Source organism: Providencia sp. PROV255 (genome assembly GCF_028478065.1).
Classification (GTDB): Bacteria; Pseudomonadota; Gammaproteobacteria; order Enterobacterales; family Enterobacteriaceae; genus Providencia; species Providencia rettgeri.
In genome coordinates this window covers 231,035-255,829 of record NZ_JAMPMI010000001.1, presented here as the reverse complement: position 1 = coordinate 255,829, position 24,795 = coordinate 231,035, and the positions used below count along the sequence as shown (strand labels likewise).

Below are 24,795 nucleotides of genomic sequence, written 5' to 3'. Positions count from 1 at the left end.
TGAGTGAGACGACTGCCACGTGTAGCACTGGTGACGACCGCGGTTATATTATTGCTGTGTGCATTAGTGCTGTCAGGGCTGCGTTTTCTTCTGCCAAATATTGACAACTATCGACAAGATCTGGTCGATTATGTTGAAAAAAAGACCGATGTATCTGTACAAATTGGTAAAATCGAAGGGGCTTGGCAATCTTTTGGCCCTGTACTGACGTTATCCGATGTCGCTTTACAGAGTAAAACTACGGATGTTACCGCGAATACCATTACTGTTGAATTAGATATCTGGAGCTCATTATTTTCTCTACGCTGGCGCTTTCGTGATTTAACCTTCTATCAGTTAAATGTTGATTATAAAGTTCCTTTAAGCCTTGGAGACTCCGCGAAAGGCGAGTCTTTAGATAGCATTGAAGAGCTATTTTTACGGCAATTCGACCACTTTATATTAAAAGAAAGCCAATTAACCTTCCTCACACCTTCTGAACAAAAAACAACGCTGATTTTACCCGAGCTTTCATGGCTGAATGACAATGAACGGCATCGTGCTCAAGGTTTTGTGAGTCTTGAAACCATTAATAAGCAGCATGGCTATCTACAAGTAAAGCTTGATGTGTCAGATAAAAACGGCGTGTTAAGTGACGGTATTTTTTATCTACAAGCGGATAATATTGATATGCAGCCATGGCTTAGCCGCTGGCTGCGTGACAATACTTCATTGCGGGATGCCAATTTTAGCCTGTCTTCTTGGGTAACCCTGAGAAATCATCGAATTGACAGCGGCCTTATTCAACTACGACAAGGCGAAGCTAACTGGGGAACGGGCGAATTAGCCCAAAACCTACAAGTTAATGATTTGCTTTTGCGAATGAAAAGGCAGGGGAATGGGTGGTTATTTAACATTCCTGAGCTTGATACCTTGAAAACCAATGAGTTTATCTGGCCGCAAGGGAGCGTCTCTGTATTGTATTTGCCTGCCAGCAAAAAATATCAAGATAATGACCATTGGCGCATCCGTGCTAAAGATATTGAACTCGAACGTTTAAGCGAAGTTTTGCCCACATTTTCTTTTTTGACTCCTGAAATGGTACAAGATTGGCAACATCGCCAACCAACTGGTGTAGTGAGTGAATTTGCGCTTGATATCACACAAAACATGCCTGAAAACGTACAAATCAACATGGATTGGCAAAATGTCAGCTGGAAAAAATGGAAAGAGTTGCCTTCAGTTAATCATTTTTCGGGTGTTTTAATTGGTGGCATGCAAAGTGGTAGTGCCACAGTTAGCTTGCAAGATAGTGAAGTGGACTATCGCGATGAATTTAAAGCTCCTTTTTTAATAGAGACGGCAACAGGTCAGTTCCATTGGGTAAATAATGACAGTGAATTTAAACTGTGGAGCCCATCATTAGAGGTACAAGCTCAGTCTCTTTGGGCAAATGGTGAGTTTCGTTACGCAAAAGCGAAAAAAGGAAATTATGCCGATCTCGCCATTCTTGCCGGAATTCGTTTAGATGATGCAGGGGATGCGTGGCGTTATTTCCCACAAAAATTAATGGGGCAAGATGTGGCGGATTACCTGACGAAAGCCATTATCGCAGGTAGTGTAGATAATGCGACGTTGGTCTATAAAGGTGACCCAGCTCATTTCCCATACGATAACAATGATGGGCAATTCCAAGTTTATGTCCCTCTGCGTAATGCGACATTCGAATATGACAGTGAATGGCCTGCATTATTGAACTTAGATATGGATTTAGACTTTAGGCGTGCAGGGCTATTTATGCATGCACCAACGGTAAAACTGGCGGATGCCACAGCAACCAATCTTGATGCCAATATCCCTGATTACACTAAAGAAATGCTGTATATCAATGCAGATATCAATGGAACTGGAAAACAAATCCAGCAATATTTTGTGCATACCCCGATGAACCACTCAATTGGCGATACGCTTGAAGAGTTACAAATTGGGGGAACTGTTAATGGCCAGTTAGGGTTATCTATTCCACTGGTGGCGGGTAAGGATGTTGTCGCCAAAGGAAAGGTCAATCTCAATAAAAACGATTTATATATTCAGCCAATTGATAGCACTATTTCTGCTTTGACGGGCAGCTTTGAGTTTAACAATGGAGATTTACGCGGTGAAAACCTGCGTGGACACTGGTTTGAACAGCCAATTACTGTCGATTTCACTACCACTGACCAAGCAAAAAATTATTTAGTGGATGTGAATATTAGCGGAAACTGGGCGGTGAATAAGTTGGCAATGTTACCTGCTGAGATTAAACAAAAATTATCAGGAACCACTGACTGGAAAAGCCAAGTCGCTATCACCATTCCGAATACGGCAAAAGAACCCGTTGGCTTACAAATAGACGTCACCGCAGGGCTAAAACAACTGAAAAGCCAACTACCTGCTATTGATAACGCTTTGTTAGCAGAGCTTGGGCAAATTAATGTTCAAGCAAAAGGAACCACAGAACAGTTGGTGGTTGGTGGTGATATCGGTAAGCGCATTGGTTTTAATACTCAATGGGGATTGAGTGACAAACCTCTGAGTTTATTAAAAGCCCATATTGCCCAATGGCGTGACGGTATTCCTGAACTCCCTAAAAACTCAGCTTTTATTGTCGATTTGCCAGCGATTACTGATATGAACTGGGAGAAATTAGCTGGGTTACTAGTGTCATCCCATAGCCGCGAAGGTGGTATGAATATTGGCTTGCCGGATATGCTCCAGGTCAATATTCCGTCAATCTACCTCGCTGGGCAGCAATGGAACGCAGTAAACTTTTCTTATGATTTACAACGGACTGAGCAGTTGGTCAGTATCAACAGTGAAAACCTAAAAGGCTCGTTACAAATCTTTGCTTCACAGCCTTGGCAGGTCGCTATTGATTATTTGTATTACAACCCTAGCACTTCCTCTAGTGCTCAAATCAATGACCTTGCCACAACACAATTTGATTTTAGCCAATGGCCACAATTGCAGTTTCATTGTAAAGAATGTTGGGTTGCTGGGCAGAAATTGGGTGAAATTAGTGCGAATATCCAACCTAAAGGGACGTTATTGCAACTGACCGATGGCACGCTAGATAACAGTGTTACGAAATTAACGCTAGATGCTATTTGGAATAGCGAAAACGGCAATAAAACGCAAATTGCAGGTTCATTGACCGGCGAAGCTTTTGACGAAACAGCAGCGTATTTTGGTATATTGGTTCCCATTATCCAATCACCTTATACTATTGAATTTGATTTAGATTGGGCTAATTTGCCTTGGTCACCAGATATTGCCTCTTTAAATGGTAAAATGTCTGCAAAATTGGGTAAAGGAGCGATTGCACAAATGGGGGGCGGTCGTGCAGGGCAAATATTGCGTCTAGTCAGCTTTGATGCGCTGTTGCGTAAACTACGATTTGATTTTAGCGATACATTTAGTGATGACTTTGATTTTGATTCCATTAAAGGTGATGCGACCATTAAAAATGGTGTACTGGTTTCGAAAAATACCTATGTTGATGGTTTAGTTGCCGATATTGCTTTTAATGGTCAAATTGACCTCGTTAAACGCCAAATTAATGTTGAAGCCGTCATTACACCGGAAATATCTGCTACAGTAGGAGTAGCAACCGCGTTTGTGGTAAACCCATTTGCAGGCGCTGCCGTATTTGCGGCAACGAAAGTGCTCGGTCCACTATGGAGTAAAGTTTCCGTTATTCGTTACCGAGTAACAGGTAGCTTGGACGAGCCGAAAATTGATGAAGTATTACGTCAACTGAAGGAGACTCAAGAGTAATGAAAAATGGCAACGTTGCACTTTTGCAGTTATGTAGTGGAAATAATACTAAACACAATTTGGCGCAAATCGAACAACAGATCAAACAGTTACCAGAAACTGTTGAGTTAGTACTGACACCTGAAAACGCATTGTTATTTGCAGATGCAGCGACCTATCGTAAACAAGCGGAAGAGCAAGGAAAAGGCCCTTTGCAAAAAGCGATCAGCGCAATGGCCAAACGTTATCATGTTTGGATTTTAATTGGCTCAATGCCAATGATTAGCCGTGAAGATCCCGAACGTATTACAAGTAGTAGCTTATTATTTGATGCTGAAGGAAACATTAAAGCGCGCTACGATAAAATTCATATGTTTGATGTCAATATCGAAGATGAACAAGGCACTTATAACGAATCCGTGATTTATCAGCGTGGTGAACATATTACCGTTGTTGATACGCCGGTGGGTCGCCTTGGTATGACGATTTGTTATGATTTACGCTTTCCTGGTTTATTCCAAGCATTACGTGAGCAAGGTGCAGAAATTATCTCTGTACCAGCGGCATTTACCCGTTACACCGGTCAAGCACATTGGGAGCCGTTATTACGAGCTCGTGCGATAGAAAACCAATGCTATATTTTAGCACCTGCTCAAGTCGGTGTGCACGGCACACGTCGCACGTGGGGGCATAGCCTTGCGGTTGATGGGTGGGGTAAAGTGATGAAAAAGAACGTGGATGCAGTCGCTTCTACGGTACTGAATATTAAAACAGACAGCTTGAGTGTCATGCGCGAGCAAATAAAAGTGGTGAAACACAACCGTTTTAGACCGCAATTGACATCATTGATTAAAAAAGAAACCAAAGAGTAACGAATATGAGTTTAGTTTCTGTCAGCGAACATTTGCTGGCCGCCAACCGCCTTGGGCAAGAAAATCTGTATGACATTTTAGGTTTGTTATCTGAGCGCCATCTAGATTATGCGGATCTGTTCTTTCAATCGAGCTTCCATGAGTCATGGGTGCTTGAAGATAGGATCATCAAAGATGGCTCTTACAATATCGACCAAGGTGTTGGTGTGAGAGCTGTTAGTGGTGAAAAAACGGGTTTTGCTTATGCAGACCAAATTTCGCTACACGCGCTGACACAAAGTGCTACCGCTGCACGCAGCATTGTGAATGAGCAAGGCTCTGGTAAATCACAAATTTTAACTAACGTTGAATATAAAAAATTGTATTCAGTGGCAGATCCACTGCAAAGCTTATCGCGGGAACAAAAAATTGATTTGCTGCATCGTGTTGACCAAGTTGCACGCGCAGAAGACCCGCGTGTCATTGAGGTCAATGCTAGTTTAACCGGTGTTTATGAGCAAGTGTTAGTCGCCGCAACAGATGGTACTTTGGCGGCAGATATTCGCCCGTTAGTGCGTTTGTCAGTCAGCGTGCTGGTGGAACATGACGGCAAGCGCGAACGCGGTGCAAGTGGCGGTGGTGGTCGTTATGGTTATGAATATTTCTTGGAAATTCACCAAGGGCAAGTAGTTGCTGAACAATATGCACGCGAAGCGGTGCGTATGGCACTGGTGAACTTGTCTGCAGTTGCGGCTCCTGCGGGAATGATGCCTGTTGTGCTAGGTGCCGGTTGGCCTGGGGTTCTATTGCATGAAGCGGTGGGGCATGGTTTAGAGGGTGACTTTAACCGTCGCGGCACATCTGTATTTTCAGGCCAAATTGGTGAACAAGTCGCATCACCACTGTGTACCGTCGTGGATGATGGCACGATAGCGGGCCGTCGTGGCTCTCTCGCTATTGATGACGAAGGGGTGCCTGGGCAGTATAACGTCCTAATAGAAAATGGTATTTTACGTAATTATATTCAAGATAAACTGAATGCACGCCTGATGGGAGTTACTCCAACAGGTAATGCACGTCGTGAATCTTATGCGCACTTACCGATGCCGCGTATGACCAATACCTACATGTTAGCAGGGACATCAACGCCAGAAGAAATTATTGCTAGTGTGGATAAAGGCATTTATGCACCAAACTTTGGTGGTGGTCAGGTAGATATCACCTCAGGTAAATTTGTATTTTCAACATCAGAAGCTTACCTGATTGAAAAAGGTAAGATTACTTCTCCTGTGAAGGGGGCTACGTTAATAGGCTCAGGTGTTGAAGCTATGCAGCAGATTTCAATGGTTGGTAATGACTTAGCGCTAGATAAAGGTGTTGGTGTTTGTGGCAAAGAAGGCCAAAGTGTTCCTGTTGGTGTAGGCCAACCTACATTAAAACTGGACAAACTGACCGTTGGCGGTACCGCATAATCGTTTATGGCGATATAAACTAGGCTCTGCTCGCCCTGGTGACAACTTCTTGTCGGTGTTGTGACTAGGGCGATTGTGTGCCTGCAAAGCACAAAACAACTGAGGTGTTATGAATAAACGTTTTTTACCTGTCGTATTGATGGCTATTTTGATTGTGATTAGCCTTTATTTCAATGGTGGAGATAAAACACCATCTGAACCATCCATTAATCAAAGCAATCCACCTTCTCGTGAAGCGATAACACCAAAAGAAACACCACAACCGATTGATAAGCTAACTGCACAAGACAACGTGGTTAGTTTTATGGAAAAATATCAAAAACTTCCAGCTTTCTATATGACGAAGAAACAAGCCCGTGAAGCCGGATGGGATGCGAAAAAAGGTAACCTTTGCGATGTGTTACCTGGAAGAGCAATTGGCGGAGACCGTTTTTCTAACCGTGAAAAAAGTTTGCCAACTGCACAAGGGCGTCAGTGGTTTGAAGCAGATATCAATTATCGCTGTGGTCATCGCGGGGCAGACCGTTTGCTGTACTCATCGGATGGGATGATTTTTGTGACTCATGACCACTATAAGAGCTTTACTCAAGTCCACTAAAGGAAAATCATAATGAGCAAACAGGTGAGCTTTGATTTCAGGCAAATAAATTCATTGAATGATTTTTATGATCAATTTGCTCAACAATTTTCCCTTCCTGATTGGTTTGGCTATAATCTTGATGCCCTGTGGGACATGGTTTCCGCTGGCATTGAGTTGCCTGTAACCATCACGTTTTCACATATGACAGCCGAACAACGTATAAAATTCGCAGATGTTATTGATGTGATGAATGACGCACAAGATATGTGGGAAGAAGAGTTCGTTTTTGCTTTAGATATAACAAAAAGCTCTAACTAATATTCCTATCACTCATGGTAAAGTCTAAATAAGATAACTGAGCTGATAGGGGTCTTTAGGATGAATAACGTTACCTGCACTGCATTTCCGCTAAAAGAAAAAAAATTCCTTATTGTTCACGGCTATACGGCATCCCCTGATAAAAATTGGTTTCCATGGTTGAAATCAGAGCTTGAAGCCTTAGGCGCTTTTGTTAACGTCCCCACCATGCCTGATTCTTTAACTCCCGACCCTAAAAGGTGGCAGCAGCGCTTACAACACTTACCTTTTGATATTGATGAAAATACGGTTTTGATTGGTCATAGCTTAGGTTGCATTACCGCATTACGATTTTTGCAAAATACGAGGCAATCGGTAGCGGGTTATGTATTGGTATCAGGGTTTGATGAAACGCAAGAAACATTGCCAGAATTACAGCATCACACCCTTGAGCCATTGAATTATGATGAACTCATACAGATAGCAAATAATCGAATATCGATTATATCAACCAATGATGAAATTGTGTCACCAAGGTCTTCGAAAGCATTGGCAGAGGCTTTAAAAACACAGGTTATTATTGAAGAATCTGCCGGGCATTTCCTTGATAGAGAAGGCTATACTGAGTTCAAAACACTACTTGATACAATCAAAGCGCATTTTAGCTAGTTATGGCTGGTAAGAATACTAGGTACATTTACCAAGAAAAATCCCCTAGCCGTAGCATAGGGGATAATTTATTAAGCCATTTCAGACAGATCTTTCAAATATTGAAAGATTTGGCGATAGGCTTTTGGCGGTTTATTGCCTTCACGCTCTTTTTTCGCATTACGGACTAATGCACGCAATTGTTGCCTGTCTGTTTGTGGGAACAGGGCAACTACGTCTTCAATGACTTCATCACCGCCATCTAATAAACGGGTTCGTAAGTCTTCCAGTTTATGTAAAATGACTACTTGTTGGTTGTGACGGTTTTTAAGCTTATCCAGAGCCTCTGTAATCGGCTCAACCTCACGTGAACGTAATAACTTACCAATCAATTGTAATTGGCGACGACGGCCTTCACGTTTGATTTTTTGAGCAAGTTCAATAGCTTCAAGTAATTGAGTATCTAACGGAATACGTTCTAATTCACTTTTACTTAAATCAACGAGCTCAGCCCCTAATTTTTTGAGGATCTCAGCATCGCGCTTAATTTCGCTTTTACTGACCCAAATGATTTCCTCGTCTTCTTCGTCTTGCGGCGCTGGGATATCATCCAGCCAGTCATCAGGCTGTTTGGCCATATCGATTTTCCTTTTTACCGAACACAGTGGTTTAATTACGCGTAATTAATATGATTTACTGTGTTGTGAGTGTTAACATTCATCTATTATATATTGTAACTGGGAAAACCCCTCTATGACTACCTAGCATTTACGTGTTAGGGCAGAAAATCACGTTTCCCCCATATTATTGATTGGACTAAAGCATGAGTGTAACTGAACAAGTCACTGAACAACGTAAAAAACTCGAAGAAGCCGTCGCACACGCATTAGAATTTGCAAAAACACGTTGTGATGCTGCGGAAGTCGCAGTAAACAAAAGCACAGGAATTAGTGTGAGTACCCGCCAAGGGGAAGTCGAAAATGTTGAGTTTAACAGTGATGGGGCATTAGGGATCACCGTTTATCATCAACAACGTAAAGGTAGTGCCTCTTCTACAGATTTAAGCCCTGAAGCGATTGAACGTACCGTTCAGGCGGCAATTGATATCGCTAATTACACCTCAGAAGACCCGTGTGCAGGGCCGGCAGACAAATCTTTGTTGGCTTTTGAAGCTCCTGACCTCAATTTGTTTCAAGCGAGCGAACTTTCTCCCGAAGAAGCTATCCGCTTAGCATCAGTTGCAGAAATGTCAGCATTAAATGCAGACCCCCGCATTGTGAATACCGAAGGCGGCAGTTTTAATGGGCACTATGGTGTACGTGTGTTTGGCAACTCCCATGGTATGCTGCAAAGCTACTGCTCAAGCCGCTATTCGATGTCGAGTTGTGTGATTGCAGAGCAAAATGGTGAGATGGAACGTGATTACGCTTATACGATCGGTCGTAGCTTAGACGCATTACAGTCCCCTGAGTGGGTAGGGCAGGAGTGCGCTCGTCGCACCTTATCTCGTTTGTCACCTCGTAAATTACCTACGATGAAAGCGCCTGTTATTTTTGCGGCCGAAGTGGCAACAGGTCTATTTGGCCACTTAGTTGGTGCTATTAGTGGCAGCAGTATTTACCGTAAATCTTCTTTCTTATTAGATAGCCTAGGAAAACAAATTCTACCAAGCTGGCTAACTATCAATGAGCAACCGCATTTAATGGGTGGATTAGCATCATCACCTTTTGATAGCGAAGGTGTTCGCACTTGTGAACGCAATATCGTCGAAAATGGTGTTCTACAAACGTGGTTGATGACCAGCTATTCAGCAAGAAAGCTAGGTTTACAAAGCACTGGCCACGCGGGCGGCATCCATAATTGGCGTATTGCAGGCCAAGGGCTTTCATTTGATGCATTACTGAAACAAATGGGAACAGGGCTAATCGTTACTGAGTTAATGGGTCAAGGGGTGAGTGGGATTACAGGAGATTATTCTCGTGGCGCTTCAGGTTTTTGGGTCGAAAATGGTGAGATTCAGTACCCAGTGAGTGAAATTACTATTGCTGGAAACCTAAAAGATATGTGGGCGAATATGGTGACTATCGCTGATGATATTGAAACTCGCAGTAATATTCAGTGTGGTTCGGTATTGATCCCAGAAATGAGCATTGCAGGAGAGTAACTCCTTTTGTTCTTCCTCTGTTTTGTGTGAAACAAGGCGCCTAATACATTTGTTATTGGGCGTTTTTTATTCTATAAAATAGTATTTACCACTGTCACTGCGGTGTCGTCGCTCTGTCGTCATGCTGTCGTGGTCATGATTGCATTATGCTGACAGTATAGCCATCTCCTAAGATCATTCGATTTTTAAGGTAGGTTATGATGGAAAATAAAATTAAACAATTGAGATTAGCGCGAGCTTGGTCTCAAGAACAGCTCGCTCTACTATCATCACTGAGCACAAGAACTATCCAACGAATTGAAAACGGTGAAGTACCTAGCTTAGAAACACTCAGTGCATTAGCATCAGTATTTAATGTGAGTGTGTCTGAACTGACATCTACACCTTTACCCGAAAGTATTGAGCTAGATCATCGGATAGAAGAGGCTAAAAAGCGGGTAAGAAATGAAGCAAAGTTACTTAAAAATATAATAACAGCGATTATTGTATGCGTAATACTGTATACCGCTAATTATATTTATACACCAGAGAGCCATTGGCCTATTTGGGTTAGTGCTATTTGGGGCGGGTTGTTAGCGATAAAGGTAATCAAACTGTTTTTATTGGATAAGCTCTTTCACCAATGGGAAAATAATAGATTGATAAATATGACTAAAAAGCACTAGCTTATATCCTTACTACCTATTAAAACAAAAAAGGCACTCAATTGAGTGCCTGAATAGGTTAGAGGACTTGCCTGAGTTTTTTAAATAAAACTTTTTTCGCTAAGCCTTCTTTAATTCAGCCGTTGTCGTGATTAACGGTGGAACTCACCAGCTGCTTCTGGTTGATAAACGATTTCAAGTACACGAACACGTGTTTGAACACCGTTTGGCAATTCCCAGCTGATTTCATCGTTTACATGCAAGCCCAACAAGGCTGCACCAATCGGAGCCATCACAGACAGTTGCTCCGCACTATCTTTAAGTGACGCAGGGTAAACTAAGGTGCGTGTGCGTTCTTCGTTGCTGATTAAATCCAAAAAGCGAACGGTACTGTTCATCGTGACCACATCCGCAGGGATTTCTTGTGGGCTAAGAATATCTGCACGGTCAAGTTCATCATTGAGCGCTTCGGCAACCGGTGTGCCCGCATAAGCCGGCTGTTCCATCAGTGCATCTAAACGTTCAGCATCTAAATCATTGATAATAATTGTTGGCTTTGTCATACCACACTCCAATAGAGACATACAAAGCAAACACCCCCCACCCATAAGGTAGGGGGTGTCGCTAGAAATAAGTTTGTTTAAAATATTAGGCGCTATACGCTTTAAAGGGAAGAGATCATGATCACGATCTCTAAGCCTGCCTAGATAAAAATCTACTGATTGACATGCTATAGCTAGCTTGAAACTCTGCTATTTTTCATCATTTCATCAACTATTCTTCGTCAAACCTGTTTTCGAATAGGTTGATAATTGCAGACAAGGCCTGATTTTCATCCGGACCGCTAACCTCGATATCAATCTTACTGCCTTGTTCTGAGTCTAACATCAACATCGCAATAACGCTATCGGCCTCCGCCTCAATTTGATTATTATTACGCAAAATAACTCTAGAGTTAAATTGTTTAACTAAATCATAGAGTAACATGGCAGGCCGTGCATGCATCCCAAGCCGATTTTTGAGCGTTATTGTGGCTTTTACGGTCATTGCTGTTATTTACGCTTTTCCAATGTTCTGTGGCGTGACTGCACATTTTTACCACGGGAACGGAAATAATCGGCAAGTTGTTCTGCGACGTATACTGAACGGTGTTTCCCTCCTGTACAGCCAATCGCAACAGTTAAATAGCTACGGTTATTGGTTTCTAACATCGGTAGCCATAATTCTAAATAACTACGAGTTTGGTAGATGAAGTTATGGACTTCAGTATGCCTATCTAAGAATGCAGCAACGGGCCGGTCAAGACCTGTCATTGGGCGTAATTTCGGATCCCAGTGCGGGTTTGGTAAAAAACGCACATCGAATACATAATCGGCATCAATAGGAATACCATGTTTGAAACCAAAGGATTCAAACACCATTGTCAGTTCACGCTCACGTTTGCCCATCAAACGTGTTCTTAGCATTTCAGCTAATTCATGAACGGACATTTCTGAGGTATCAATAACTAAATCAGCACGAGAGCGTAAAGGTTCAAGTAGCTCATTTTCCTCATCTATTGCGCTTTCAAGCGAAAGATTTTTACTTGAAAGTGGGTGCAACCGACGAGTGTCACTATAACGACGTATAAGCGTGTTACGGTCGGCATCTAGAAACAATAATTGAGGAGAGAAGGTTGATGGTAATTTATCAATCGCTTCTTCGAAAATCTCTGGATTGTCGGGCATATTACGCACGTCGATGCTTACCGCTGCTGAAATATTACGATCAGCCAGTGAATTCGCTAACTCCGGCAGTAATACAACCGGTAGGTTATCTACGCAATAGAAACCCATATCTTCCAGCGCACGTAAGGCAACGGATTTCCCCGAACCGGAACGGCCGCTGACTATCATCAGCACCATGAGCTTGCTCCCTTTTGTTTCTTAATAATGTGTTTCTTGAAAAGCAGTACTTGCCAATTAATATTACTTAGAAACCATAACAATATCATTTGCATATGGCAAGATACATAATTTATCGCTTACTCTGTAATTATGCTGTATAGCTCTTCATCACTTTGTGCACTGCGCAGGCGTTTACAGAGCGTTTTATCGGCTAATTTTTTGGCGATAAGCGACAACGTATGCAGGTGCGTTTTACATTGGTCTGATGGCACGAGTAAAGCGAAAAGCAAGTCAACAGGCTGGTTATCAATTGCATCAAAAGCAATCGGCTCTTCTAAATGTAAAAAGACACCGACAGCACGGCTACTTTCACCTTCGTTCAGCTTTCCATGAGGAATGGCAATACCGCCGCCAATACCTGTTGTGCCAACTTTTTCTCTGGTTAATAACGCTTCAAATACCGTATTTTCAGGTAATTCCAATTCAACGGCAGCCAGCTCACTAATAATTTCTAAAGCTCTTTTTTTACTGGTGCACACAATATTATTACGTGTACAGGCTGATGATAAAACAACGTTTAACTGGATTTCTATATCACTATTCATTTTATTGTTCACTTAGGACTACAAAACCAGATGATGTATCCCACCATCTGGTTTGAAACATTATTCGGCTAATTAATAAGCCGCGTCAATGTATTAATGTTGTCTCAGTTTTTCTTTATGTTTGGTTAATTGGCGCGACAGTTTGTCTACGAGTATATCTATAGCAGCGTACATATCGTTTTCTTCCGCTGATGCGTGGAGATCCGCTCCATTAACTTGCACGGTTGCTTCAGCAATTTGCTGAACTTTTTCAACTTTCAAGACAACTTGGATACCATTAATACGATCAAACAATTGCTCCAATTTTTTGAGTTTTTTCTCAACAGTCTCGCGCAATGCAGGAGTAACTTCAATATTGTGTCCAGTAATCTGAAATTCCATACAATCTTCCTTATTTTATCAATTAAACCAGCTGCTTACGCTGGTTAGAGGGCGGAATGGATAACGATTCTCGATACTTAGCAACAGTTCTGCGAGCGACTTGAATGCCTTGTTCTGCCAGCATACTCGTCAATTTACTGTCACTCAATGGTTTTGCTGGGTTTTCAGCAGCAACCAGTTTTTTCACCAATGCTCGAATTGCGGTTGAGGAGGCTTCGCCACCTGTGTCCGTATTAACATGGCTGGAGAAAAAATACTTCAATTCAAAAATGCCTCGTGGACTATGGAGAAACTTTTGAGTTGTTACTCGTGAGATGGTTGATTCATGCATGTCCACTTGATAGGCGATATCGGCCAGTATCATCGGTTTCATATATTCCTCACCCAGCTCAAAGAATTCTTGTTGCTGTTCTACAATACAAGTCGCGACTTTTAAGAGTGTCTCGTGGCGGCTTTCAAGGCTTTTAATCAACCATTTTGCATCTTGCAGATGACTACGAATATATTGTGAGTCATCTTCATTTGCTGAATTATTTAGCATCGAAGCATAATGGTTATTAATACTTAGTTTAGGGATGCTATCTGTATTTAACTCAACTTGCCAGTGCCCAGCAATTTTTTTCACTAAAACATCAGGAATAACGTATTCTGATTCCCCAGTATTGATGGATTGGCCGGGTTTTGGATTCAGCGTTAAAATCAGGTCTATCGCGGTTTTTAGTGCATCTTCTTTTAAGCGAGTTAATTTACTCAGCTGGCGAAAATCACGGTTAGCCAGCAAATCAATATGGTTACTAATAATGCGCTTTGCATCTTGTAGCCCATCAGTTTGCTGAGGATACAGCGACAATTGGATTAATAAACACTCTTTTAAATCTTGTGCTGCAACACCCAGTGGGTCGAAATGCTGAATACGCTTTAGGACAGCGATGACTTCTTCTATGCTAATTTCAGGGTTATCAATCCCTTCATGTATATCAGAAATTGCTGTTGTCAGATAACCGGAATCGTCTATTGAATCAATAATGGCAGTAGCGATTGCCCTGTCTGTGTCAGTAAAAGGGGTCAGCTCAGCTTGCCATGTCAAGTAATCTTGCAGCGTTTGTGTCGTTTCACCTTGATAAACAGGCAGTTCATCAAAACTATAATCGTTACTGGTCCCTGACGGTGTTCCTGCAGTATATATTTCATCCCAATCAGCATCTAAAGGGAGCTCATCTGGCATATCATGATTTTCAAGAGCGTCTTTGGTATCGAGTTCACTGGTATCGGTATTTTCATTTAGGGAGTCAATAGATTCGGGCTCGGAATTCAACTCTTCTTGTTCAAGAAGTGGGTTGGTTTCCAAGGCAAGTTGAATTTCTTGCTGAAGCTCAAGTGTAGACAGCTGCAACAAGCGGATAGCTTGCTGCAATTGAGGGGTCATTGCAAGTTGTTGACTGACTCTAAGCTGCAAACTTTGCTTCATGAATCTGTTTTATTCTCCCTAAAAAATGACAACACGATAATTTATAACCGGAAACCTTCACCTAAGTATACACGTTTCACTTGTTCGTTCTCTAAGATCATGGTTGGTGACCCATGCGCAATTAAGTGCCCTTGGCTGACAATATAGGCTCTTTCACACACATCTAAGGTTTCCCGCACATTATGGTCGGTAATTAAAACGCCGAGGCCGTAATCTCTTAAGTGCTGAATGATTTTTTTGATATCTAAGACGGAAATAGGGTCTACACCCGCAAAAGGTTCGTCTAATAAAATAAATTTTGGGTTAGCAGCAAGTGCACGCGCAATTTCCACACGGCGGCGTTCCCCACCGGATAGCGACTGCCCCATACTGTCCCGAAGATGGGTGATACTAAATTCTTCCATCAATTCCTCAGCACGTTCTTTACGTTGCTGGGAGCTCAAATCTTCGCGAATTTCTAACACAGCCATTAAGTTATCATAAACGCTGAGGCGGCGAAAAATTGAGGCTTCTTGAGGAAGATAGCCAATTCCACGACGAGCACGTTCATGCAGTGGTAGAAGGCTGATATCTTCACCATCAATCATAATTTTGCCAGCGTCCCGCTGAACAATACCCACAACCATATAAAAGGTTGTGGTTTTACCGGCACCGTTTGGTCCCAACAAGCCAACGATTTCCCCTGATTTAACTTCCAGGCTGACATCTTCAACGACCTTACGTTTTTTATAGGCTTTAGCTAGATTTTCAGCGGTTAGTGTAGCCATAACAGTTATTTACTCTTACTTGCTGATGAATTTTTATTCGCTGCTGGGCCTTTTTCTTGCAATTGGGCTGGCAGTATTACAGTGGTGACGCGTTTACCTTTATCACTAAATGCTTCCATTTGCTGCGTAGGAACCAAATAGGTAATTTTGTCACCTTGGATATTGCTGTCTAACTGCTCAAGATAAGCATTGCCTGTTAAGGTGACGAGCTGTTTATCGACCTCATAACGGGCTTTGCTGGCATGGCCTTTAATTGGTTTGCCATCATCCTGTAATTGGTAAAAGGTAACCGGGGTACCAAAGGCCTCAATCACAATTTTATCCGAGTCACTACTTGGACGTGTTACAACCACTTTATTGGCTCTGATATCAATAGAACCTTGTTTAATAACAACATCATCAGTAAAGGTGGTGACGTTTTTTTCTAAATCAAGAGATTGTTTGACCGAATTAATCGTCATTGGCTGCTGCGTATCACTTTTTAATGCCATTGCAGGTAGGCTAAGAGCCAAGATTGCACTGGCAACAGCTCCTTGAATAAAACGTTTCTTAGTTACTTGATTCATTTTAATGCTCTTCTGGTTGTAACACATAATGAGTTTTAACATCTTCGATTAATTCAGCCGTTCTTGTACGAAGGTTTCCCTTCATTTTCATACCGGTAGAATTGAGACCTTGTCCAATAATGGTCACTTTATCATCAGATGAAACGTCTTGTGTTGTCAAATTGACAACTGCACTCTCAGTTGTAATTCGTTGGATCTGCGAGTCTTTGGTTAAGCTATCAACCTGAACATCGCTATATAAATAGAGAATTCTATCGTTCGTTAACCTAGCCTTGAAAGCCTTAACCGTCCAAGTTGGCTCGCCCGCTTCGTTATAAGTGGTTAGAACCGGTTTTGAAAACCACGTGATTTTTCCTTCAGTGTAGTTATCTATTTTATCTGAAACGAGTTTATACGCTAAATTACCCGTTGGATTATAGACAAAAGTCACTGAATCATCAGTTTGATAATTAGGTTGACCATCATTAATTACTTTATCCTCTTGGTTGTCAGAATCACTACCTGCTAAATTCCAGCCGATAAGCCCTAATACAACCAAGGATAAAATAATAATTAACCACTTCTTCGCATTGCTCATGAATTCAATCTATTCGTTATATTGATAAACCTTTTGCTTCTTCCAGTTTGCCTTGAGAAAGCAAAATAAGGTCACAAAGTTCGCGGACTGCGCCTTTTCCTCCGCCAATGCGAGTCACATAATCCGCTCGCGGTAATAACAAAGGATGGGCATCCGCGACGGCGACGGATAAGCCTACTTTAGCCATAACAGGCCAGTCAATCAGATCGTCCCCAATATAAGCTATTTCTTCAGCTGATAATTGTAGTGTATCTAACAGTTCGTGATACGCCAAAAGCTTATCGCTTTGACCTTGGTAAAGATATGTAATGCCTAATGTTTGGGCCCTATCTTCAAGAAGCTTCGCTTTTCTTCCTGTAATGATGGCGACCTCAATACCGGAAGTTAATAAGCAACGTATCCCATAGCCGTCACGGACATTAAAGGCTTTGAGTTCTTCGCCATTATTTCCCATATAGACCAAGCCATCAGACATGACACCATCAACATCACAGATCAATAATTTGATTTTTTCTGCTTTGGTTAAAACAGTATTGGCAACAGGGCCATAGCAGGTTTCCAACAAGGTAGACGTCATGGTATTTCCTTATGTTATACAACACCTGCTTGAAGCAGATCATGCATATGTAGCACACCAACTAATTTGTTATCATTTGCAACTAATAACGAAGTCACATGCCGAGATTGCATTAAATTAAGCGCTTCAACCGCTAACATGGTTGGTGATACTCGAATTCCACCGGGGGTCATTAAATCAGCAATTTTAGCGTTATTCAGGTCGATTCCCATATCAAAGATACGGCGTAAATCCCCATCAGTGAAAATACCTTCAATATTCATATCATCATCACAAATAACGGTCATACCCAGTTTTTTGCGGGTAATTTCCACTAAAGCCTCGCGTAAAGACGCACTTTTAGGAATATGGGGGATTTCATCACCCGTATTCATTAAATCACGAACGAGGAGTAAAAGTTTGCGCCCAAGTGCGCCACCCGGATGCGAAAGTGCGAAATCATTCGCAGTGAAGCCGCGGGCGGTTAATAAGGCTATCGCTAATGCATCTCCCATCACGAGTGTAGCTGTTGTACTCGTGGTAGGAGCAAGCCCCAATGGACAGGCTTCTTGAGGGACTTTGATGCATAAATGAACATCTGCATATTTTCCCATATTACTTTCAGGGTTGTTAGTCATACAGATTAAAGGCACTTTAATTCTTTTTAAAACAGGAAGTAAGGCTAAAACTTCTCCTGACTCACCAGAATTTGAAATGGCTAACACAACATCGTTATGAGTAATCATCCCAAGGTCACCGTGACTGGCCTCTCCCGGATGAACAAAAAATGATGGTGTTCCTGTACTCGCTAGTGTGGCGGCAATTTTACGGCCAATATGCCCCGATTTCCCCATTCCCATTACGACGACTTTACCTTCACAGTTAAAAATGAGCTGGCAAGCGCGGTCAAAGTCAGTATTGATATATTGTTCTAGGTTTTTTAAACCTTCGTGTTCGATATGGAGAACTTCTTTACCTACTTTCTGAAAATCGAAGTTTGACATTTCTAGTTCCATGCGTAGCTTTTAAGTTAATCGGATTAGCGAAATTAAATTGTATAACGAATACTTGGTATCAGTAAGTATTTTGTCAGTTAAGCTATTTTTAATGTTAGTTTTATACTTAATGAGTATTTTTCGGGACTTCGATGTAGAATTTAATACGTACAAGACGATTTCATTAGCATCTTGAACCAAAAATGGATAGGCAAATTCGAGTATCCTCAAGCTAGGTAAATCACAACATTCTAAGAGCTATCTGCTGTTAATAGTGAAAGCTTTTGCTGACTATAGGTAAATTATATTGTTTTTTCTCTGTTATCTGAAGGTAAAAACAGGGTTGTAACACTAAAAGTCATATTTTCAACGCTATAATACTATAAATTCTATTTTGTTGTGATATTTGACGATTTTCAGTTTATCTTTCGGTAACATCTGAACGGATAAAAAATATTTACGCGTGGTGTATAACGAGTTATTTAACAATGCAAGCACAGACAGACAACTTAATTGAAGTACGGAACATGTCCTTTACTCGTGGAAGCCGGAAAATATTTGAAAATATTAATCTGGCGGTTCCTCGTGGAAAAATTACGGCAATTATGGGGCCATCAGGGATTGGTAAAACCACATTACTGCGCTTGATTGGTGGGCAATTACGGCCAAATGAAGGTGAAATTTGGTTTGATGGCGACAATATTCCAGCGCTGTCACGCTCAAAGCTGTATCAATCTCGTAAAAAGATGAGCATGCTGTTTCAATCCGGGGCGTTATTCACGGATATGAACGTATTTAATAACGTGGCTTTCCCTCTACGTGAGCACACTAACTTGCCAGAATCGCTGATTCATACGACGGTGATGATGAAACTAGAGGCGGTTGGTTTACGTGGCGCTGCTCAATTAATGCCATCTGAGTTGTCAGGAGGTATGGCACGGCGTGCTGCGTTAGCACGTGCTATCGCGCTTGACCCAGATTTAATCATGTTTGATGAACCTTTTGTCGGCCAAGATCCGATTACTATGGGTGTTTTGGTTAAATTGATTGATGAGCTTAATCAAGCGCTGGGTGTCACCTGTGTCGTGGTTTCCCATGATGTTCCAGAGGTATTGAGTATCGCAGATAATGCTTATATTGTTGCGCAGCAGCATGTCATTGCTCAGGGAACGGGTGAAGAATTGCGAGAAAACCAAGACCCTCGTGTACGACAATTCCTTGATGGCATTGCTGATGGGCCTGTTCCATTCCGTTTTCCCGCCAATGATTATCTGGCTGATTTATTAGGGTAAAATAAAATGATATTAAAGGCGATAGCAGGCTTCGGACGCCGATGGATTGATATATTTTCCGCGTTTGGTCGAGCAGGTTACATGCTGTTTCGCGCCTTACTCGGTAAACCAGAGTTTCGTAAACAATGGCCATTACTGATGAAGCAATTGTACGCCATTGGTGTGCAATCATTGCTGATCATTGCTGTCTCTGGGTTATTTATTGGGATGGTTTTGGGGTTACAAGGCTATTTGGTTCTCACGACGTTTAGTGCTGAAGCTAGCTTAGGTATGATGGTGGCGCTTTCACTATTGCGTGAGTTAGGCCCTGTTGTAACCGCATTGTTGTTTGCTGGACGAGCGGGCTCTGCATTAACTGCTGAAATTGGCTTAATGAAAGCGACAGAACAAATTTCTAGCCTTGAAATGATGGCGGTTGACCCTCTAAGGCGCGTTATCGCGCCACGTTTTTGGGCTGGTTTTATTAGTATGCCGTTGTTATCTCTAATTTTTGTTGCTGTCGGTATTTTAGGTGGCGCACTAGTTGGGGTTGACTGGAAGGGGATTGATGAAGGCTTTTTCTGGGCTTCAATGCAATCTTCCGTTGATTGGCGGCTAGATTTAGTAAACTGTGTGATTAAAAGCTTAGTCTTTGCTATCACAGTTACTTGGATCGCATTATTTAATGGCTATGATGCCATCCCAACTTCGGAGGGGATAAGCCAAGCTACAACAAGAACAGTTGTGCATGCGTCATTGTCTGTTTTAGGACTGGATTTCGTACTTACCGCACTGATGTTTGGGAACTAAGTCATGCAAAGTAAAAAAAGTGAAATATGGGTTGGTTGTTTTATGTTGCTGGCGATTGCCGCAATTATCTTTTTGTGTTTAAAAGTCGCTGATTTAAAATCGATAGGAAGCCAATCCACCTATCAAATTTCAGCATCTTTTGAAAATATTGGTGGCTTAAAAGAAGGCTCGCCAATCAAAGTGGGTGGTGTGGTGATTGGTCGAGTTGCCAGTATCACGCTAGATAAAAAGAACTATGTTCCTGAAGTTAAAATTGATTTATTGAGTGAATACGACAATATTCCCGATTCGAGCTCACTATCAATTCGGACGTCAGGGTTGTTGGGAGAACAATATATTGCGATGAATATTGGTCCAGATGACGAAGAATTAGGTATCGCAATCTTAAAAAATGGCGGGCGTCTTGAAGATACTAAGCCAGCTATGGTATTAGAAGACTTAATTGGCCAGTTTTTATATAAAAGTGGTGATAGCCAAGGTGCAGAGCCAGAGTCAACTGCACAGTAATTTGGTGTTCCCTTTGAAGAATAAAGGAATGAATTATGTTTAAACGTTTAATGATGGTTGCTATGTTGGCAATCGCGCCATTTGCCATGGCAGTAGACCAAACCAACCCTTATAAATTAATGGATGAAGCGGCGGCGAAAACGTTTAACCGCTTGAAATCAGAGCAACCGAAAATTAAGCAAGACCCCGAGTATCTTAGAACAATTGTTCGTGAGGAATTATTACCTTATGTACAAGTTAAATATGCAGGGGCTTTGGTGTTAGGAACCTATTATAAAGGGGCAACTCCAGCACAGCGTGAGGCTTATTTCAACGCATTTGAAGATTACCTCGAACAAGTCTATGGTCAAGCATTGGCAATGTACCATGGCCAAACGTATCAAATAGCCCCAGAGCAACCGTTGGGAGATAAAAACATTGTCGCCATTCGCGTGACTATTGTTGATACCAACGGCCGTCCTCCCGTCCGTTTAGATTTCCAATGGCGTAAAAATAGTAAAACAGGTTACTGGCAAGCTTACGACATGATTGCAGAAGGCGTGAGTATGATCACGACTAAGCAAAATGAGTGGGGTGATATTTTACGTAAGCAAGGTGTCGATGGCTTAACAAAACAGTTAGAAATCAGTGCAAAAGCGCCAATTACTTTAGAAGAGAAAAAGTAATATGAGTCAGTTGTTAGCATGGGAACTCAATGAAACAACACTTTATCTCACCGGGACGTTAGACCGTGATTCGCTAATGTCGTTTTGGGATAAAAAAGACTCATCGCTGGAACGCATTGAAAATATAGATGTTTCTGGTCTCAAACATGTTGACTCAACAGGGTTGGCGATGCTAGTTCGCTTAAAAGGTGAATTCCAAGCTAAAAACCGTTCACTGAATATAACCGGTGTCAGTGATAACTTGAACACATTGATTGAGCTATACGGGGTTCAAGGGGTTATCCTCAATTAGGTTAAATATCCTAAATTGGGTCAAGTTATGTAAAAATAAGCGCCTCTATGTGCTTTTCGGCACGAGAGGCGTTTTCTTTGGTTTAAGTGTTAAGCCTAATCCTTTAGGATAGAGGATTGAGCTCTGACTGTTCTTATTGCGATGCCTCTGTATGCTATGCATGCAATTTGCACTATTTAGAGTAAAATTATAAATCACAAATAATTAATAAATTGAGTCATTATGGATACCAACGAAATTAAGCAAGTATTGATGGAAAAATTGTCTCTGAATGAGGCTATTGTTACTGGTGATGGTAGCCACTTTCAGGTTATCGCGGTCGGTGACATGTTTGACGGTATGAGCCGTGTTAAGCAACAGCAAGCAATTTATGCGCCTTTAATGGAGTATATTGCGGATAACCGCATTCATGCTTTGTCTATTAAAGCGTACACCCCTGCGCAATGGGAGCGCGATCGTAAACTTAGTGGCCTTTGATTACAAAGCCTAAGCGAACAGACTGTAAAATTCGACATACGAGAATACTTGAATGGATAAGTTTTTAGTTAAAGGACCAACCCGCTTACAGGGTGAGGTCACTATATCTGGCGCAAAAAATGCGGCATTACCAATTCTGTTCGCTGCTCTGTTGGCTGAAGAGCCAGTAGAAATACAGAATGTCCCTCATTTGAGGGATATCGACACAACGATTAAATTACTGAATCAACTTGGTACTAAAGTACAACGCAATGGCTCAGTGTACGTCGATGCAAGCACTGTAACGACATACTGTGCACCTTATGACCTTGTTAAAACCATGCGTGCATCCATTTGGGCTTTGGCGCCATTGGTCGCTCGTTTTGGTCATAGTGAAGTTTCTTTACCAGGCGGCTGTGCTATCGGTGCTCGTCCAGTTGATTTACATATTTCAGGTTTAGAGCAATTAGGCGCAAAGATTGCTTTAGAAGATGGTTATGTAAAAGCAACGGTCGATGGCCGCTTAAAAGGTGCTTGCATTGTGATGGATAAAGTCAGTGTGGGTGCGACAGTCTCTATTATGACGGCTGCGACTTTAGCTGAAGGAACCACAACAATTGAAAATGCGGCACGTGAACCTGAAATTGAAGATACTGCTAATTTCTTAAATACCCTTGGTGCAAAAATTACGGGTGCAGGGACTGACCGTATTGTTATTGAAGGTGTTGAACGTTTAGGTGGGGGTGTTTATAAAGTACTACCTGACCGTATTGAAACGGGAACATTTTTAATTGCAGCCGCGGTTTCGCGCGGCAAGGTTATCTGTCGTAATGCTCGTCCAGACACTTTAGATGCGGTGTTAGCTAAATTGCGTGAAGCAGGAGCTAAAATTGAAATTGGTGATGACTGGATTAGCCTAGATATGGAAGGCAAACGCCCGAAAGCAGTGACATTACGTACGGCGCCACACCCAGGGTTCCCAACGGATATGCAAGCACAGTTTAGCTTACTTAATCTTGTTGCTGATGGTGCTGGCATGATCACTGAAACGATTTTTGAGAATCGTTTTATGCATATCCCTGAGCTAATCCGTATGGGTGCTCATGCTGAAATTGAAAGTAATACTGTGTTATGTCATGGTGTTGAAAAATTAACCAGCGCACAGGTGATGGCAACAGATTTACGAGCTTCTGCGAGTTTAGTTATAGCGGGCTGTATTGCGGAAGGGACAACGACAGTTGACCGTATTTATCATATTGACCGTGGTTATGAGCATATCGAAGATAAACTACGTAGCTTAGGTGCTGATATTCAGCGCGTGCACTCAGATGATTAATACCTTGATAAGGTAAATAGGCTGGTGGCTTTATTTACCTATTCGATGAATCAAAAAAGGTTGTTCGATATCGAACAACCTTTTTTATGCAAATGTATTTCTAATGATTACCCAGCCTGTTCTTCAGGAATTTCTTCGATAATCACATCAATATTTTTAATTTCGCCATCTCGTAAAATTTGTACTGCCGTTTTACTTCCGGGACGGATTTCTGCAACTAAATCCATAGTTTCCGCGGCTGAAATAGCCGGTTTACCATCAACCGATAAAATAATATCCCCTTGCAGTATACCAGCCTTAGCCGCTGGCCCATTTGGGGCAACTTGGAAAACCCGTAAGCCTTGTATTTGATTGATATTATTGTTATTTGACCTAATTTGAGGCAATTCGCGTGCGGTAATACCAATATAACCGCGGATCACTCGGCCATCACGAATTAGCTTATCCATGATTTTGGTGGCTAGTGCGGTAGGAATAGCAAAGCTTAGCCCTTCAGAACTAATGCCTTGACCTGCAGTGAAAGAAAGCGTGTTGATGCCTACTAACTCACCTTCGGTATTAATTAATGCTCCGCCAGAGTTACCTGAGTTGATTGAGGCGTCGGTTTGAAGAAAGTTTTGTCGGCGAGTAGAGCTTAACCCAACACGACCTGTCGCACTGATAATCCCCTGAGTAACGGTTTGACCTATGTTATAAGGATTTCCAATTGCCAGTACGACATCACCAACATGAGTGACTCGTTGCGTATTAATTGGAATAACAGGTAAGTTATCGGCATCAATTTTCAATACGGCGAGGTCAGTCAATGGGTCTGAGCCAACTAGGAGGGCATCAAAAATAGCACCATCTTGTAAAGCTACTAAAATTTGGTCTGGGTTATCAACCACATGTTTATTCGTGATGATGTAGCCATTTTGGCTCATGATCACACCTGAACCGAGGGATTTTAATTCACGTCCTGATTGAGAAAAACTGCCTTTTGAACTGCTATAAACATAGACCACTGCAGGTGCAGCACGACGTACCGCTTTATTATAACTGACGGGCTCACTATTTGTTTTACCATATAATAAGTCGGCTAAACCTTGAGGGCGCAAAGAAGGAACCGCAACGATAATAATCAATGCAGTCAACAGGCCAAGCATGACAGATAAAGTTAGCTTCTTCACCATAGGATATAGAATATTTAGTTATTGCTTAAACATGTTCAGAGCATAACATAAAAAA

The 24,795-nt window shown here is 41.9% G+C and carries 28 protein-coding genes; 15 read left to right on the top strand and 13 right to left on the bottom strand.

From position 1 onward, the window contains the following. Positions 1 to 3 precede the first annotated feature (3 nt). The 6 genes from yhdP to PR725_RS01175 all read left to right on the top strand — a co-directional run bounded on the left by yhdP (position 4) and on the right by PR725_RS01175 (position 7,643). Positions 4 to 3,795 (top strand): AsmA2 domain-containing protein YhdP, encoded by a 3,792-nt coding sequence (yhdP, locus tag PR725_RS01200; protein ID WP_272567195.1) that lies wholly within the window; start codon positions 4 to 6, stop codon positions 3,793 to 3,795. Next, on the top strand, positions 3,795 to 4,646 hold the full coding sequence (gene nit1 / locus PR725_RS01195) for a deaminated glutathione amidase (RefSeq protein ID WP_004908231.1): 852 nt from the start codon (positions 3,795 to 3,797) through the stop codon (positions 4,644 to 4,646). Before yhdP ends, nit1 begins: the two co-directional genes overlap by 1 nt. A 5-nt stretch (positions 4,647 to 4,651) precedes the next feature. Next, the gene (gene tldD, locus PR725_RS01190) at positions 4,652 to 6,097 is read left to right on the top strand and encodes a metalloprotease TldD (protein WP_004908235.1); all 1,446 of its coding nucleotides are present in this window, start codon (positions 4,652 to 4,654) and stop codon (positions 6,095 to 6,097) included. Positions 6,098 to 6,206: 109 nt separating this feature from the next. Further along, on the top strand, positions 6,207 to 6,695 hold the full coding sequence (locus tag PR725_RS01185; protein ID WP_272567190.1) for a ribonuclease domain-containing protein: 489 nt from the start codon (positions 6,207 to 6,209) through the stop codon (positions 6,693 to 6,695). Positions 6,696 to 6,707: 12 nt separating this feature from the next. Then, a complete protein-coding gene (locus tag PR725_RS01180) occupies positions 6,708 to 6,995 on the top strand; it encodes a barstar family protein (protein ID WP_004908240.1) in 288 nt (95 codons plus the stop codon). 60 nt (positions 6,996 to 7,055) lie between these two features. Next, complete coding sequence (locus tag PR725_RS01175) at positions 7,056 to 7,643, top strand: RBBP9/YdeN family alpha/beta hydrolase (protein ID WP_004908243.1); 588 nt, start codon at positions 7,056 to 7,058, stop codon at positions 7,641 to 7,643. A 71-nt stretch (positions 7,644 to 7,714) separates the two neighbouring features. Here PR725_RS01175 and yjgA read toward each other — a convergent pair whose 3' ends face one another. After that, entirely contained in the window at positions 7,715 to 8,260 is a 546-nt protein-coding gene (gene yjgA, locus PR725_RS01170; protein ID WP_004258329.1) for a ribosome biogenesis factor YjgA, read from the bottom strand. A gap of 185 nt (positions 8,261 to 8,445) precedes the next feature. Here yjgA and pmbA point away from each other — a divergent pair, with 185 nt between their 5' ends. Next, positions 8,446 to 9,786 (top strand): metalloprotease PmbA, encoded by a 1,341-nt coding sequence (pmbA, locus tag PR725_RS01165; protein WP_164529166.1) that lies wholly within the window; start codon positions 8,446 to 8,448, stop codon positions 9,784 to 9,786. 197 nt (positions 9,787 to 9,983) lie between these two features. Continuing rightward, entirely contained in the window at positions 9,984 to 10,451 is a 468-nt protein-coding gene (locus PR725_RS01160) for a helix-turn-helix domain-containing protein (RefSeq protein ID WP_272567183.1), read from the top strand. A 131-nt stretch (positions 10,452 to 10,582) separates the two neighbouring features. Here PR725_RS01160 and rnk read toward each other — a convergent pair whose 3' ends face one another. The 11 genes from rnk to kdsD form a co-directional block, all read right to left on the bottom strand. Next, on the bottom strand, positions 10,583 to 10,993 hold the full coding sequence (gene rnk, locus PR725_RS01155; protein ID WP_004908251.1) for a nucleoside diphosphate kinase regulator: 411 nt from the start codon (positions 10,991 to 10,993) through the stop codon (positions 10,583 to 10,585). A 211-nt stretch (positions 10,994 to 11,204) separates the two neighbouring features. Further along, entirely contained in the window at positions 11,205 to 11,477 is a 273-nt protein-coding gene (gene npr / locus PR725_RS01150; RefSeq protein ID WP_004258320.1) for a PTS phosphocarrier protein NPr, read from the bottom strand. A gap of 5 nt (positions 11,478 to 11,482) precedes the next feature. Continuing rightward, positions 11,483 to 12,334, bottom strand: a complete 852-nt coding sequence (gene rapZ / locus PR725_RS01145; RefSeq protein ID WP_004258318.1) for an RNase adapter RapZ — start codon at positions 12,332 to 12,334, stop codon at positions 11,483 to 11,485. A gap of 119 nt (positions 12,335 to 12,453) precedes the next feature. Next, positions 12,454 to 12,921, bottom strand: coding sequence for a PTS IIA-like nitrogen regulatory protein PtsN (ptsN, locus tag PR725_RS01140; RefSeq protein WP_004258311.1), 468 nt, complete (start codon positions 12,919 to 12,921; stop codon positions 12,454 to 12,456). A gap of 93 nt (positions 12,922 to 13,014) precedes the next feature. Continuing rightward, entirely contained in the window at positions 13,015 to 13,302 is a 288-nt protein-coding gene (hpf, locus tag PR725_RS01135; protein ID WP_004258306.1) for a ribosome hibernation promoting factor, read from the bottom strand. Between the two features lie 22 nt (positions 13,303 to 13,324). Beyond that, positions 13,325 to 14,770: an RNA polymerase factor sigma-54 gene (gene rpoN, locus PR725_RS01130; RefSeq protein WP_004908258.1), complete on the bottom strand. Its 1,446-nt coding sequence runs from the start codon at positions 14,768 to 14,770 to the stop codon at positions 13,325 to 13,327. Between the two features lie 41 nt (positions 14,771 to 14,811). Beyond that, positions 14,812 to 15,537, bottom strand: a complete 726-nt coding sequence (lptB, locus tag PR725_RS01125; protein WP_004908261.1) for an LPS export ABC transporter ATP-binding protein — start codon at positions 15,535 to 15,537, stop codon at positions 14,812 to 14,814. A 5-nt stretch (positions 15,538 to 15,542) separates the two neighbouring features. Further along, positions 15,543 to 16,103: a lipopolysaccharide ABC transporter substrate-binding protein LptA gene (gene lptA, locus PR725_RS01120; RefSeq protein WP_004908264.1), complete on the bottom strand. Its 561-nt coding sequence runs from the start codon at positions 16,101 to 16,103 to the stop codon at positions 15,543 to 15,545. Position 16,104: 1 nt separating this feature from the next. After that, positions 16,105 to 16,680, bottom strand: a complete 576-nt coding sequence (gene lptC / locus PR725_RS01115) for an LPS export ABC transporter periplasmic protein LptC (RefSeq protein WP_004908267.1) — start codon at positions 16,678 to 16,680, stop codon at positions 16,105 to 16,107. Between the two features lie 16 nt (positions 16,681 to 16,696). Further along, positions 16,697 to 17,257: a 3-deoxy-manno-octulosonate-8-phosphatase KdsC gene (gene kdsC, locus PR725_RS01110; RefSeq protein WP_004908270.1), complete on the bottom strand. Its 561-nt coding sequence runs from the start codon at positions 17,255 to 17,257 to the stop codon at positions 16,697 to 16,699. A 14-nt stretch (positions 17,258 to 17,271) separates the two neighbouring features. After that, the gene (gene kdsD, locus PR725_RS01105; RefSeq protein ID WP_272567179.1) at positions 17,272 to 18,240 is read right to left on the bottom strand and encodes an arabinose-5-phosphate isomerase KdsD; all 969 of its coding nucleotides are present in this window, start codon (positions 18,238 to 18,240) and stop codon (positions 17,272 to 17,274) included. Positions 18,241 to 18,719: 479 nt separating this feature from the next. On the opposite strand from kdsD, the gene mlaF reads away from it, so the two are divergent. From mlaF to murA, 7 genes are all read left to right on the top strand, one after another. Beyond that, positions 18,720 to 19,523 carry a phospholipid ABC transporter ATP-binding protein MlaF gene (mlaF, locus tag PR725_RS01100; RefSeq protein WP_004908275.1) on the top strand — a complete coding sequence of 268 codons (804 nt, stop codon included), beginning with the start codon at positions 18,720 to 18,722 and terminating at the stop codon, positions 19,521 to 19,523. A gap of 6 nt (positions 19,524 to 19,529) precedes the next feature. Next, positions 19,530 to 20,312, top strand: a complete 783-nt coding sequence (mlaE, locus tag PR725_RS01095) for a lipid asymmetry maintenance ABC transporter permease subunit MlaE (RefSeq protein ID WP_004908276.1) — start codon at positions 19,530 to 19,532, stop codon at positions 20,310 to 20,312. Between the two features lie 3 nt (positions 20,313 to 20,315). After that, positions 20,316 to 20,819, top strand: coding sequence for an outer membrane lipid asymmetry maintenance protein MlaD (mlaD, locus tag PR725_RS01090; protein ID WP_102137924.1), 504 nt, complete (start codon positions 20,316 to 20,318; stop codon positions 20,817 to 20,819). A gap of 35 nt (positions 20,820 to 20,854) precedes the next feature. Further along, complete coding sequence (gene mlaC / locus PR725_RS01085) at positions 20,855 to 21,484, top strand: phospholipid-binding protein MlaC (RefSeq protein ID WP_004908281.1); 630 nt, start codon at positions 20,855 to 20,857, stop codon at positions 21,482 to 21,484. 1 nt (position 21,485) lies between these two features. Beyond that, the gene (mlaB, locus tag PR725_RS01080; protein ID WP_109911682.1) at positions 21,486 to 21,776 is read left to right on the top strand and encodes a lipid asymmetry maintenance protein MlaB; all 291 of its coding nucleotides are present in this window, start codon (positions 21,486 to 21,488) and stop codon (positions 21,774 to 21,776) included. A gap of 222 nt (positions 21,777 to 21,998) precedes the next feature. Then, positions 21,999 to 22,253, top strand: coding sequence for a BolA family iron metabolism protein IbaG (gene ibaG / locus PR725_RS01075; protein ID WP_004258269.1), 255 nt, complete (start codon positions 21,999 to 22,001; stop codon positions 22,251 to 22,253). A gap of 52 nt (positions 22,254 to 22,305) precedes the next feature. After that, on the top strand, positions 22,306 to 23,568 hold the full coding sequence (gene murA, locus PR725_RS01070) for a UDP-N-acetylglucosamine 1-carboxyvinyltransferase (protein ID WP_272567174.1): 1,263 nt from the start codon (positions 22,306 to 22,308) through the stop codon (positions 23,566 to 23,568). A 107-nt stretch (positions 23,569 to 23,675) separates the two neighbouring features. On the opposite strand, the gene degS is transcribed toward murA, so the two are convergent. Beyond that, on the bottom strand, positions 23,676 to 24,740 hold the full coding sequence (gene degS, locus PR725_RS01065; RefSeq protein ID WP_109911684.1) for an outer membrane-stress sensor serine endopeptidase DegS: 1,065 nt from the start codon (positions 24,738 to 24,740) through the stop codon (positions 23,676 to 23,678). Between the last annotated feature and the right edge of the window lie 55 nt (positions 24,741 to 24,795).

Excerpts from the sequence above, each read along its gene's own strand:
- nit1 (WP_004908231.1), top strand. The coding sequence starts at position 3,795 with ATGAAAAATGGCAACGTTGCACTTTTGCAGTTATGTAGTGGAAATAAT.
- tldD (WP_004908235.1), top strand. The coding sequence starts at position 4,652 with ATGAGTTTAGTTTCTGTCAGCGAACATTTGCTGGCCGCCAACCGCCTT.
- PR725_RS01185 (WP_272567190.1), top strand. The coding sequence starts at position 6,207 with ATGAATAAACGTTTTTTACCTGTCGTATTGATGGCTATTTTGATTGTG.
- PR725_RS01180 (WP_004908240.1), top strand. The coding sequence starts at position 6,708 with ATGAGCAAACAGGTGAGCTTTGATTTCAGGCAAATAAATTCATTGAAT.
- PR725_RS01175 (WP_004908243.1), top strand. The coding sequence starts at position 7,056 with ATGAATAACGTTACCTGCACTGCATTTCCGCTAAAAGAAAAAAAATTC.
- yjgA (WP_004258329.1), bottom strand. The coding sequence starts at position 8,260 with ATGGCCAAACAGCCTGATGACTGGCTGGATGATATCCCAGCGCCGCAA.
- pmbA (WP_164529166.1), top strand. The coding sequence starts at position 8,446 with ATGAGTGTAACTGAACAAGTCACTGAACAACGTAAAAAACTCGAAGAA.
- PR725_RS01160 (WP_272567183.1), top strand. The coding sequence starts at position 9,984 with ATGATGGAAAATAAAATTAAACAATTGAGATTAGCGCGAGCTTGGTCT.
- rnk (WP_004908251.1), bottom strand. The coding sequence starts at position 10,993 with ATGACAAAGCCAACAATTATTATCAATGATTTAGATGCTGAACGTTTA.
- npr (WP_004258320.1), bottom strand. The coding sequence starts at position 11,477 with ATGACCGTAAAAGCCACAATAACGCTCAAAAATCGGCTTGGGATGCAT.
- rapZ (WP_004258318.1), bottom strand. The coding sequence starts at position 12,334 with ATGGTGCTGATGATAGTCAGCGGCCGTTCCGGTTCGGGGAAATCCGTT.
- ptsN (WP_004258311.1), bottom strand. The coding sequence starts at position 12,921 with ATGAATAGTGATATAGAAATCCAGTTAAACGTTGTTTTATCATCAGCC.
- hpf (WP_004258306.1), bottom strand. The coding sequence starts at position 13,302 with ATGGAATTTCAGATTACTGGACACAATATTGAAGTTACTCCTGCATTG.
- rpoN (WP_004908258.1), bottom strand. The coding sequence starts at position 14,770 with ATGAAGCAAAGTTTGCAGCTTAGAGTCAGTCAACAACTTGCAATGACC.
- lptB (WP_004908261.1), bottom strand. The coding sequence starts at position 15,537 with ATGGCTACACTAACCGCTGAAAATCTAGCTAAAGCCTATAAAAAACGT.
- lptA (WP_004908264.1), bottom strand. The coding sequence starts at position 16,103 with ATGAATCAAGTAACTAAGAAACGTTTTATTCAAGGAGCTGTTGCCAGT.
- lptC (WP_004908267.1), bottom strand. The coding sequence starts at position 16,680 with ATGAGCAATGCGAAGAAGTGGTTAATTATTATTTTATCCTTGGTTGTA.
- kdsC (WP_004908270.1), bottom strand. The coding sequence starts at position 17,257 with ATGACGTCTACCTTGTTGGAAACCTGCTATGGCCCTGTTGCCAATACT.
- kdsD (WP_272567179.1), bottom strand. The coding sequence starts at position 18,240 with ATGTCAAACTTCGATTTTCAGAAAGTAGGTAAAGAAGTTCTCCATATC.
- mlaF (WP_004908275.1), top strand. The coding sequence starts at position 18,720 with ATGCAAGCACAGACAGACAACTTAATTGAAGTACGGAACATGTCCTTT.
- mlaE (WP_004908276.1), top strand. The coding sequence starts at position 19,530 with ATGATATTAAAGGCGATAGCAGGCTTCGGACGCCGATGGATTGATATA.
- mlaD (WP_102137924.1), top strand. The coding sequence starts at position 20,316 with ATGCAAAGTAAAAAAAGTGAAATATGGGTTGGTTGTTTTATGTTGCTG.
- mlaC (WP_004908281.1), top strand. The coding sequence starts at position 20,855 with ATGTTTAAACGTTTAATGATGGTTGCTATGTTGGCAATCGCGCCATTT.
- mlaB (WP_109911682.1), top strand. The coding sequence starts at position 21,486 with ATGAGTCAGTTGTTAGCATGGGAACTCAATGAAACAACACTTTATCTC.
- ibaG (WP_004258269.1), top strand. The coding sequence starts at position 21,999 with ATGGATACCAACGAAATTAAGCAAGTATTGATGGAAAAATTGTCTCTG.
- murA (WP_272567174.1), top strand. The coding sequence starts at position 22,306 with ATGGATAAGTTTTTAGTTAAAGGACCAACCCGCTTACAGGGTGAGGTC.
- degS (WP_109911684.1), bottom strand. The coding sequence starts at position 24,740 with ATGGTGAAGAAGCTAACTTTATCTGTCATGCTTGGCCTGTTGACTGCA.